A 10,393-nucleotide genomic window follows, 5' to 3' on the forward strand; every position below is an offset into this window, starting at 1 on the left:
CCCATAGGGTTCCCCGGTCAGCATGGCATGAATGTGCGATATACCCCTGTTGTTCAGGGGTTTGGCGCAAATCGCGTGCCACTACGGGGCAGTCATCTGGGAAATACGGGTTTACTACGCTGATCTAGCGGAAGAACTCGGCCGCATCGTGTGGGAGGGTCGCAAATCGTTCCTGAGCCAGTTTCCGAGTCTCGCCACGCTGGACATGCAGGTGACGTTGCCCGATCCCTGCGCGCGGCATACGTTCGAGCAATGCAAACTCGATTCATCGGAACGGCAAAAGCACGCGCATGAGTATCGTCTGCATGTCGATCTTTTGCAGCTGCGCAAATCAGACCCCGTGATTCAGCGGCAAGACGCAACCATGCTCGACGGCGTCGCATTTTCAACTGACGCATTGTCGCTGCGCTACTTCACCGACGAAGGCTACGATCGCTTAATCCTGACGAACTTCGGCCGCGACCTGACGCTGACGCCCCCGTCACAGCCCATCCTGGCCGCGCCGACGAAGCGCCACTGGGAATTAATCTGGAGCAGCGAACATCCTAAATACGGCGGGCAGGGGACGTCGCCGTGGAAGACGGACGCGGGCTGGCGCCTGGCGGCGGATACGACGCTGCTGTTTGCGGCGGTCGATTGAAGGAAGTTGACGGTACGGAGTGGCGTCGTCGTCACCGCTAAGCCCAGGGAAGGCCACCATAGTCGTCGGCGGCAAAGACGACTCCGAGGGGCTTCCCTGGGCTTTACAGAATTCGAGCTCGCGATCGGAACAGTCGAATCGCGATTCCACCGGCAAACAGCGCGAGGAGCGTTAACGAACTTGGCTCCGGTACGGGGGTGAGGAGGAAGCCTCCACCCCGACCGTTTGGAGCCATACCCATGCCAACGATCTCGCCACGATTGTTGATATCGAGCGCGTTGTACAACACCCAGCCAGATTGCCGATCAATCATTTCATTGAGGTCGCGCATTACACCTTCGTTCCAATAAAAAGCTTTGGTTTCGGAGAATGCCGTTACTTCTTCATCCGCGCTTGAACCGACAACTTCCCCAAGATCATTAATACTAAATGCTCGACTAAAAACTACGCCGCCAGGCAAGTCGCCCAAGGAAAGTGCTTCGCTAGACTTCCACAGCGTGGCGAGTTCGCTCGCATTGTTGTTCAGCGAACCACCGACAACGAAGCCTGAGTTATTCATTGCAAGCGGCAGGAATCGTGACATACCGGGCGGAGCGTTCACAACAGTAGTGGAGGCACCTTGCCAAATCACAGCTTCCACGACTCCTGCGGTTGACTTGTAACCAGCGATCAGGCCCGAATCATTGATCGCTATTGCCAGAGTGTTTTCCACGGGTCGTGGTTCGACAAAACGATGAAAACCCGCACTTGCCGACCACGAAAACGGATAAGACAGGCGCGAATCGCTATCGTATGTGTTGCCAACGACGGCACCGAAAGCGTTGATTCCGAGTGCGGCGCCGGACTCTCTGGCGGACAGCGTTGCCAAGTCGGTAAATGACCCGGACGCCCAGTGAATTGGCCGATAACCAAACTCAGTGAAACCAACTCCCACGATCTGGCCGTAGTTGTTGATGTTGACTGGTGAACACCCAGCATTCTCGCCAGGTAGGTCGCCGAGGTCTACTACAATTCCAGCATCCCAGAGAATCCCACGAAACCCCGTGTCGGTGTGGCGCTGACCGACGATTTGGCCTAGATCATTGATGGCGCTCGGTGAAATCCAAATCCGCTCGGTAGGAAGATCGCCAATGCTGTGCACCATGTAGCGCCGGCCGGCCCACAATGTATCGGCAACGATGAGAAGGATGAGGAGAGAGCAACTGGTTCGGATTGTGTGCATTTGGAAGACCCACGAATCGGGACAAGTGATCTCGATTCGGAGCGATATACCGATGAGTGCCGGCACGACGACTGCCAAAATCATTGTCGCTAGTACTTCGGCTAAAGCAAGGTGGGTGCCGCCTACCCCCGAAGGTTCAAGATAGGTGCTTCGAGCGTCCAGGGCTCTAGTCCAGATGCAACGAGCTCCCCTGCTACAGCAGCAGTTCAGCGCGCGGTAGACTACGGTCTCCCAGGAATCCCTCCCGCACCGGATGCTCGCCCGCCATGTCGCGTCCTTTTGTTCATCTGCATTGCCACAGCCACTACAGCCTGCTGGATGGCGCTGCGCCGATCGAGAAGCTGGTCAATAAAGCCAAGTCGTCCGGCATGACCGCCTTGGCGCTGACCGATCACGGCAATCTTTATGGCGCGCTCGATTTCTACAAGAAAGCCAAGGCCGCCGGGATCAATCCCATCATTGGCTACGAGGCCTATATCGCCCCGGGCAGCCGGATGCAGAAGGATTTGTCGGACTCCGGCGAGGCGAGCTACCACCTCACTCTGCTGGCGCAGAACATCACCGGCTTTCGCAACCTGGTGAAGATGGCCAGCTCGGCGTTTCTGGAAGGGTTTTATCGCAAGCCCCGCATCGATAAGGAACTGCTCACGGCGCACAGCGAGGGAATCATCTGCCTCTCCGGCTGCGTGTCCAGCGAGTTCAGCCGGCTGATGTTGCGCGGCGGGGAGTACGAATCCAACCTCAAGCAGTCGATGGACGTCGCCGGGTGGTTCCACAAGCTGTTCGGCGATCGATACTTTATTGAGATTCAAAACAACGGGCTGGAAATTCAGCGGCTGGCGATGGAAGGCGCCGTCGAAGTCGCCACGCGGATGGGCTTGCCGCTGGTGACGACGAGCGATGCGCACTATGTGAATCGCGAAGACGCCGAAGCGCAGGATGTGTTGCTCTGCATCAACACGGGGAAATTCCGCACCGACACCAACCGGATGCGGATGGAGGGGAGCGAGTTCTTCCTCCGCGCGCCAGAAGAAATGTACGCAGCGTTTCCGAATCACGCGGACGCCGTGGCGCGGAGCCAGGAGATCGCCGACTCGGTCGATATCCAGATTGAGCTGGGCAAGCGGCATTTCCCCACGTTCAAATTGCCGGATGAGACGACGTCGCCGGACTATTTGCGGCAACTCTGCGTCGATGGCCTGAAACGCCGCTACGCCGGCGACGACGAACGCCTGCCCGGCGGCGAATTGTCCGTGGAAGTGGTCGCCCGGCTGGAGCGCGAACTGAATGTCATCAACACGCTGGGCTTCGCGAACTATTTTCTCATCGTCTGGGATTTTGTCCGCTTCGCCTTGGAGCGCAACATCCCGGCTACGGCGCGCGGTTCGGGCGTCGGTTCGATCGTGGCGTTCGCGTTGGAATTGAGCCACGTCTGTCCGCTGAAATACGATTTGCTTTTCGAACGGTTCCTAGACATCAGCCGTCGGGAAGCGCCCGATATCGACATCGATTTCTGCAAGGATCGTCGCGGCGAGGTGATCGACTACGTCAAGCAGAAATACGGCAGCGAGAACGTCGCCCAGATCGGCACGTTCGGCACGTTGGCCGCGCGGGCGGCGATTCGCGACGTCGGACGCGCCATGGGCTTGCCGATCCCCCGAGTCGACCAGGTCGTCTCGATGGTGCCGGAGGAACTCGGCATCGAGTTGGAGGAAGCGCTCGAAAAGTCGGAGGACTTGAAAAAGGCCTACGACAACGACGGCGAAGTGCGCGAATTGCTCGACCTGGCGATGAAGATCGAAGGGCTTGCGCGGAACGTGGGCACGCATGCCGCGGCGGTGGTGATCGCCGACCGGCCGCTCAACGAGTACGTGCCGTTGCAGCGCGTGAAGAACAAAGAGGAAGTCATCACGCAATGGGCGATGGGGGACGTCGAGGCGGCCGGGTTATTGAAGATGGATTTCCTCGGCCTGCGGAACTTGACGATTCTCTCCAAGGCGGTCGATCTCATCGAGCAAACGACCGGCGAGCGCGTGAATCCGTACCAGTTCCCGCTTGACGATCAGCCGACGTTCGCCCTCCTGTGCCGCGGCGAAACGAAAGGCATCTTCCAGCTGGAAAGCGGCGGCATTCGCGATCTGTTGCAGCGGATGAAGCCGGACCATTTCCGCGACATCATCGCCACGAACGCGCTCTATCGCCCCGGGCCGATCGAGGGCGGCATGGTCGATCACTACATCGAGGTCAAGCACGGTCGCCAGAAGCCGGACTATCCGCATCCCGTGATGGAGGAAATCCTCGGCGAGACGCACGGCGTGATGGTGTATCAAGAGCAAGTGATGCGGATCTTGAATCGCTTGGGGGGCATCGAGCTTTCCAACGCGTACACTTGCATCAAGGCGATCAGCAAGAAAAAGCTGGAGATGATCGCCAAGTATCGCGAAGAGTTCGTCAAGGGCACGCAAGAGAAAGGCCTCTCGAAGGAGAAAGCGGTCGAGCTGTTCGAGATGATCGAAAAGTTCGCCGGCTACGGCTTCAACAAGAGCCACTCGACCGCCTATGCGTTGATCGCGTATATGACGGCGTACTTGAAGGCCCATTACTCGGTCGAGTTCATGGCCGCGCTGTTGTGCGGCGACATCGAGGGGCGCAACTTCAAGAGCAAGGATTCGCTCGTCGAGCATTTGGAAGACTGCCAACGGATGGGCATCACCGTCCTGCCCGCCGATGTGAACGGCTCAACGGCCGAGTTCATCGTGCACGACGGCCAAATTCGTTTCGGCATGGCCGCCGTTAAAGGCTGCGGCGGCAACGCGGCGTTGGCAATCGCCGCGGCGCGCAAACAGGATGGGCCCTTTCGCAGCATCTTCGATTTCTGCGAACGGGTCGATCCTTCCGTCTGCAACCGAGCGGCGATCGAAGCTTTGGTCAAAGCCGGCGCGTTCGACGGACTCGGTGGCCGCCGCGCGCAATTCATGGCGGCGCTCGATCGCGCGCTCCAAGCCGGCGCCGCGAAGTTGGCCGATCGCCGGTCCGGCCAAAAAGGGCTGTTCGACGATGAACCGGAGGCCCCGGTGCAAGTCGACGAGCGCTTGCCGGACGTCGCCGAGTGGCCGGAGAAGGAGAAGCTGATCAACGAGAAGGAAGTGCTCGGCTTCTATCTCTCCAGCCATCCGCTCGCACAGTACGCCGATACGCTCGCCACGTATTGCTCGCACACCAGCGTCTCGGCCGGACCGCTTAACAAGGGGCACGAAATCCTGATCGGCGGGTTGATCTCGGCGATCCGTTTCGCGCATACCAAGAACCCGCGACCTGGCAGCACGGCGACGAAGTACGCGATGTTCGACCTGGAAGACACGGCCGGCATCATGCGCTGCATCCTCTGGCCGGAGGAGTTCGCCAAGGTCGGCGAATGGATCGTCCCCGACGCTTTGGTCGCGATCCGCGGCACGATCGACAAACGCCCCGGCAGCGACAACATCAACCTGATCTGCAATGAAATCCTGCCGGTCAGCGAATTAGAGCAACGCTATACCCGGGGCCTGCGCCTCCGCGTAAGCGAGCAGGAGCACGGCGAGAAGAAACTCGAATCCCTGCGCGACATCCTCCGCGGCTACCCCGGCCCCTGCGCGGTGGAGCTCGTCCTGGAACTCACCGACGGCCTCCGCGTCCTCTGCAAATCCGGCGGCCTGAAAGTGCAACTCAACGCGGAAATGCGCGGGCGGATTGAGGATTTGCTCGGCCCTGGGTGCGTGAAACCGCTGGCGGCGCCGGCGAAGCTGAGTAATGGGAATGGGAATGGGAATGGGCGGAGTTGGGAGAAACGGCAGCGGCAATCTTCCGGTTAGCAGAGTGCCATTCCAATTTCGCGCTTTCGCCATTTCGCGCTTTCGCGATTAGTTCATGCAAAGCTCTTTTAATCGCGAAAGCGCGAAACGGCGAAAACGCGATAGTTGCAATTCAGTGTGATCAGTCTGGTGAGCCTTCGATCAGATCGCGATCAAAATAGTTCACCCCCATCCCCGCGTCGATTACCAGGTGTTGGGCGTTGATGCCGGTGGAGCGGGGGCTGAGTAGGAATGCTACTGCGTTCGCCACTTCTTCGGTTTGCACCGCTTGTTTGCGGAGCGTGGCTTTTTCGGCGTAGAGGTACGACTCCACGTAGCCGGGGATGCCGGCCGAGGCCGAGGTTTTCAGGAGGCCTGGGCCGACGGCGTTGAAGCGGACGCGGGAGAATTGGCTGAACGATTTGGCGAGGAACACGATCGCCGAATCGAGCGCGGCTTTGATGGGCGCCATGTAGCCGTAGTTTTCGCTGGCCATCCGCGTGGTGGAAATCGAGATCGCCGCGATGGCCGCGTCGGGGTCGAGCAACTTCGCGAAGGCGTTCGCGATCGTCACGAGCGAGAAGCAGGAGATATCGACCGACCGCAAAAACGCGGCCTTCGGCGTCTCGTGAAACGGCTTCATGCCCCCTTCATACCCGGCGAACGCAATCGAGTGGACGATGCCATGAATCCGCTCATGCTGCGCGGCGATTTCATCTCGCACCAGGGCGATTTGCTCTTCGAACTCTACGTCGCAAACATAAATCTCGCGGCCCGGCAACAGCTTCACTACGGATTCCCGACGCTCCGGCGACCTTACGACGTAGACGACCTTTGCCCCTTGCTCCTCCAGTACGCGGCCGACATGAAAGGCAACGCTCTTCCGATTGGCGACGCCGAAGACGACGATCGTCTTATTGGTTAGCTGGAGGAAATCCATTGTTCACCACGGAGAGCACGGAGGACACGGAGAGTCAGTTCAATTGAACCGCAGAGCCGCGGAGACGCAGAGGGAGAGTAAGAGAGGATATAGAGATGAAAGATATGAGGATCAAAACACTGAAGTCGGAACACTGACAAATTCAAACTCCCTCTCCGTGACTCCGTGACTCCGTGTCTCCGTGGTGAATCATCCCCGCGCCGCCATTGTGCATGCGAATTCGAACCTTACCGCCACCTGGCCGCCGCAGGTTACTTTGGCGGTGAGGAAGAAGGCGTTGGCGAGGCGTTCCTTTAAATCCACTTCGAGTTCGATCGTGTCGCCCGGGCGGACCATTTTTTTGAAGCGGACGTCGTTCATCCTCGTGGCGACCGGGACGCCACCGTCCCCTTCGACGAACTGGCTCAGCAGCACCGCGCCGGCTTGCATCGCGGCTTCGCAGAGGATCACGCCGGGCGTGAGTGGATAGCCAGGGTAGTGTCCTTGATAAAACTCCTCGTCGCCCGTGAACGTCTTGCGACAGACGATGCGCGATTCGCTGCGCTCGACGATCTCGTCCAGCAACAAAAATGGGGGGCGATGCGGGATCGCGCGCATGATTGCTTCGCGGCTCATACGCGGGTCGCCTCGGTTGATGGCGCGCCGGTCGACTGCTTGAGCAAATAACTGTCCACGTCGTTGGCCACGATCACGCCGTAGTTCATTGCGCCGAGCCAGCCCGACATGATGATGCCGACGCTACCGGCGTGGTACAGGCCGCGAACCTGTTCGGGGATCGCTCGGCTCACGGCCAGGCCTTCGAACTTGGTGCCGAAGCTGGCACCCGCGACGTGGCGCGTGTAGTGCTGGAACGTGCGCGGCGTCGAAGCCTCGATGTGCGCGATCTTCTCGCGCACGCCCGGCACGTATTTTTCCAAGGCCGCCAGCGTCGTTTCGATCAAGTCCTGTTTCGAGGCCTGGTACTCTTCCTCGGACAGCGCGGCCCAGTCGCTGTAATTGGCGTTCGTGCTGGAAACCACGAGGCAACGGTCGCTGCCCGGTCGCGTACGCGGATAGTAGAACGAATACGTGCGACTCGTCACGTCGCGGCTCAGCAAGGCCTCGGTGCGGAACAGCGGCGCCGTGGAACTAAACAGCAAATCTCCGCAGGCTTCGTCGATCATCTCGCCGGGATGCAGGCCGATATACACCTGGCAGCTCGAATTGTTGAGTCGCACCGCGCGGGCGTCTTCAACGAACTTGCCGTCGAAATGCTCTTCGCCGACGAGGTTGAAGATCGTCGACTTGAGATTCGCGTTCGACATCACGGCCCGGGTCTTGATCAGGCGGCCATTGACCGAGACGCCTTCCACGCGGCCGTTGCGGACGTGAATCTTCTCGACGTCGCAGCGAATCCGCAGATCGACGCCGTTCTTGACAATCTCGTCCTTCATCAGCCCGATCAACCGATCGGTGCCTCCCTCGAAGGTGAAGACGCCCTTCGACATGAAGTTCGAGAAGACGATCCCATAGCTGATCGCCGGGTCTTCGAGCGTCGATCCGTTGGCGTAGGTGATCGGCTCCATCAAGAGGCGGATGACGTCCTCGCGCCCCGGAAAGTACTGCTGGAACAACTCGCCGACCGTTTTCTGTTGATCGTCGTAAAAATTCATCCCGCGCGCGGCGTCGAAGAACGCGGTGACTTGCTCGGCGGAGACTTGGAACTTCTCGATCAGCAGCTTGGTGAAATCCTCGCGATTGAACGTCGTCGTGAGCGAGAACATCGGGTTGTCGAAACGGATGTGCTTGAGCTGCACGATCGATTCGGCGATCTCGCTCGTCCAGTAGCGCCGGCAGCTTTTCACCATGCCGACCGGGAAACCGTGTAGCGAGATATCGAAGATGTGCCCGCCGGATCGCTTGAACCAGGTGGCCATGCCGCCGAGTTGATAGTGCTGCTCCAGCAGCAACACCGAGTGGCCGGCTTTGGCGAGCGTATTGGCCGAGGTCAAACCGGCCAGGCCCGAGCCAATGACGATCACGTCATATTCGTCGCGGGCGTTTTTGAGAAAGTCTTTGGTCATTGAGCTGCTAGCGATTCCGCCATGCCATGGGCCGTTGTCATTGCGTCTTGATTTGTCATTAACTCTCGGCACTCAGCAGGTGTCGGTTGGCCATGGAGATTCCGCTGACGATGCTGCCGATGATGCCGACCCAGCCTTGGTCCGTGCCGCAGATGAACAGGTTTTTCAAATGCGTTGTGCCGTCCTTCACTTTGTCGGGGGCGCCGTAGACCGCGCCGTTCACATGGCCGGTGAAGCGGCGGATCGTCGTCGGCGTGAACATGTCGGTGGCGATCACGCGCTGACGAAAATCCGGCAGGAAGCGCACCGCCGAGGCCACGGCGCGATCGTACCAACGCAACTTCTCCAGCCGATACTCGTCTTCGTTGAGCGCCGCCCAGCGGTCGAAGTTCGCCAGCGAAGTGATGCGCAGGATGCCTTCGTCGAGCGGTTGCTCATAAGCGAAGTTGTTCGGCGAACAAACCACGCCGCTCCGCACGTCGCACATCGCGTCCGGCTTCCGCCAGTGGAACGTCTCGGAGTCATTGTAAAACAGAATCGTGCGGTCGTAACCCAGTTGCCGCGGCGGGGTATCGAGGACCGAAATCGACTCGATGAACGACAACTCGCCGGGATCGCGCGGCAAAACCGTCGCGGGCTGGTCGCAAAGCCTCATCGTTTCCAGCCAACCGGCCGAAGAGAGCACGCGGCGGCCGAGGATTTCGGTGCCGTCTTCCAACACGACGCCGGCCACGCGGTCTCCTTCGACGTGCAGGCGATCGACGCCGGCGCGCAGGCGCAGTTCGCCGCCGAGTTCCTTAAACCGGCGCACCAGCGTCTTCAAGATCAATCGCACGCCCGCCAGCGGCCGCGCGAGGCCTTCCATGAAGATGCTGCGGAACATGATTGAGAACTGTCCGAAGTCCATGTCATGCTCGCGCGCCGAGCCGTAGTACATGAGCGGGCAGAACAGCATCTCGATCAACAGTGGATCGCGAATCGTCTCGCCGAGCACTTCGCGGGCGGAGCGATCGGCCAACGGCAAATCGAGATCATCGTAGTCGGCCACTTGGGCGACGAATTTCTCGAAGTTATCGCGCTCCGCCGGAAACGCGCGGCGAACTTCCGAGCGGAACATTTCGAAGTCGTTGGTGAAATCGAGCTTCACGCCCGGGAAGGCGATCCGCGAGCCGACCTGAGGCGCGAGTGCGAATTCCTCCCATCCGAGGCGCAGTTGCCGGAGCAGCAGCGCGAGCGGACCTTTTTTGGCGCCGCGCGGCGTGAAGTTCGTGATGGCGTGCAGGCCGACGTCGAAGTTGCGACCGTTCAATCGATAGAAGGAGTTCAGCCCGCCGATGGTCGTGTGGCGCTCCAGGATGCAGACGCGCTGATCGTAGTACGCCAGGCGAATCCCCGCCGCTAAGCCGGACATTCCCGCGCCGATGATGATCGTGTCGTACATGGCGAGGGAGGGGAGGCGTTGACGGGAAGCGATTCGGGGGCGCGACGCGCGAAGGGGGAGTTGTTGACGACTGTTCACTTTCCCAGTCGTGATGCAGTATGACAAGGTCCGCACTCTGTGGAGCGCCGAAGGGGCGGCAGGGAATAGCCAGGGGTGTGAACCCTCATCCTTACCCACATTTTTGTCGGTTTTCCGCGTATTGCATGACGATCGCGAGTTTGTTGAAGCCGTGCCAGATGGTTTGCCAGCCGGGTTCG

At 59.7% G+C, this 10,393-nt stretch carries 7 protein-coding genes; 2 read left to right on the forward strand and 5 right to left on the reverse strand.

Going from position 1 to position 10,393, the window contains the following annotated elements:
• Positions 1 to 31: 31 nt before the first annotated feature.
• Positions 32 to 640 carry a DUF3459 domain-containing protein gene (locus SGJ19_22885; GenBank protein MDZ4783101.1) on the forward strand — a complete coding sequence of 203 codons (609 nt, stop codon included), beginning with the start codon at positions 32 to 34 and terminating at the stop codon, positions 638 to 640.
• 103 nt (positions 641 to 743) lie between these two features.
• Here SGJ19_22885 and SGJ19_22890 read toward each other — a convergent pair whose 3' ends face one another.
• Positions 744 to 1,946 carry a hypothetical protein gene (locus tag SGJ19_22890; GenBank protein MDZ4783102.1) on the reverse strand — a complete coding sequence of 401 codons (1,203 nt, stop codon included), beginning with the start codon at positions 1,944 to 1,946 and terminating at the stop codon, positions 744 to 746.
• Between the two features lie 182 nt (positions 1,947 to 2,128).
• On the opposite strand from SGJ19_22890, the gene dnaE reads away from it, so the two are divergent.
• Complete coding sequence (gene dnaE / locus SGJ19_22895; GenBank protein MDZ4783103.1) at positions 2,129 to 5,713, forward strand: DNA polymerase III subunit alpha; 3,585 nt, start codon at positions 2,129 to 2,131, stop codon at positions 5,711 to 5,713.
• Positions 5,714 to 5,834: 121 nt separating this feature from the next.
• Here the strand turns inward: dnaE and SGJ19_22900 are convergent, their stop codons facing one another.
• The 4 genes from SGJ19_22900 to SGJ19_22915 form a co-directional block, all read right to left on the reverse strand.
• The gene (locus SGJ19_22900; protein ID MDZ4783104.1) at positions 5,835 to 6,632 is read right to left on the reverse strand and encodes an SDR family oxidoreductase; all 798 of its coding nucleotides are present in this window, start codon (positions 6,630 to 6,632) and stop codon (positions 5,835 to 5,837) included.
• A gap of 189 nt (positions 6,633 to 6,821) precedes the next feature.
• The gene (locus SGJ19_22905) at positions 6,822 to 7,247 is read right to left on the reverse strand and encodes a 3-hydroxyacyl-ACP dehydratase FabZ family protein (protein ID MDZ4783105.1); all 426 of its coding nucleotides are present in this window, start codon (positions 7,245 to 7,247) and stop codon (positions 6,822 to 6,824) included.
• A complete protein-coding gene (locus SGJ19_22910; protein MDZ4783106.1) occupies positions 7,244 to 8,695 on the reverse strand; it encodes an FAD-dependent oxidoreductase in 1,452 nt (483 codons plus the stop codon). The genes SGJ19_22905 and SGJ19_22910 overlap by 4 nt, the downstream gene beginning before the upstream one ends.
• A gap of 58 nt (positions 8,696 to 8,753) precedes the next feature.
• On the reverse strand, positions 8,754 to 10,136 hold the full coding sequence (locus tag SGJ19_22915; GenBank protein ID MDZ4783107.1) for an NAD(P)/FAD-dependent oxidoreductase: 1,383 nt from the start codon (positions 10,134 to 10,136) through the stop codon (positions 8,754 to 8,756).
• Positions 10,137 to 10,393 lie beyond the last annotated feature (257 nt).

It is taken from the genome of Planctomycetia bacterium, from assembly GCA_034440135.1.
Lineage (GTDB): Bacteria > Planctomycetota > Planctomycetia > Pirellulales > JALHLM01 > JALHLM01.

Bases quoted from the DNA above. Each gene is read 5' to 3' on its own strand.
- SGJ19_22885 (MDZ4783101.1), top strand. From the start codon at position 32: ATGTGCGATATACCCCTGTTGTTCAGGGGTTTGGCGCAAATCGCGTGC.
- SGJ19_22890 (MDZ4783102.1), bottom strand. From the start codon at position 1,946: ATGATTTTGGCAGTCGTCGTGCCGGCACTCATCGGTATATCGCTCCGA.
- dnaE (MDZ4783103.1), top strand. From the start codon at position 2,129: ATGTCGCGTCCTTTTGTTCATCTGCATTGCCACAGCCACTACAGCCTG.
- SGJ19_22900 (MDZ4783104.1), bottom strand. From the start codon at position 6,632: ATGGATTTCCTCCAGCTAACCAATAAGACGATCGTCGTCTTCGGCGTC.
- SGJ19_22905 (MDZ4783105.1), bottom strand. From the start codon at position 7,247: ATGAGCCGCGAAGCAATCATGCGCGCGATCCCGCATCGCCCCCCATTT.
- SGJ19_22910 (MDZ4783106.1), bottom strand. From the start codon at position 8,695: ATGACCAAAGACTTTCTCAAAAACGCCCGCGACGAATATGACGTGATC.
- SGJ19_22915 (MDZ4783107.1), bottom strand. From the start codon at position 10,136: ATGTACGACACGATCATCATCGGCGCGGGAATGTCCGGCTTAGCGGCG.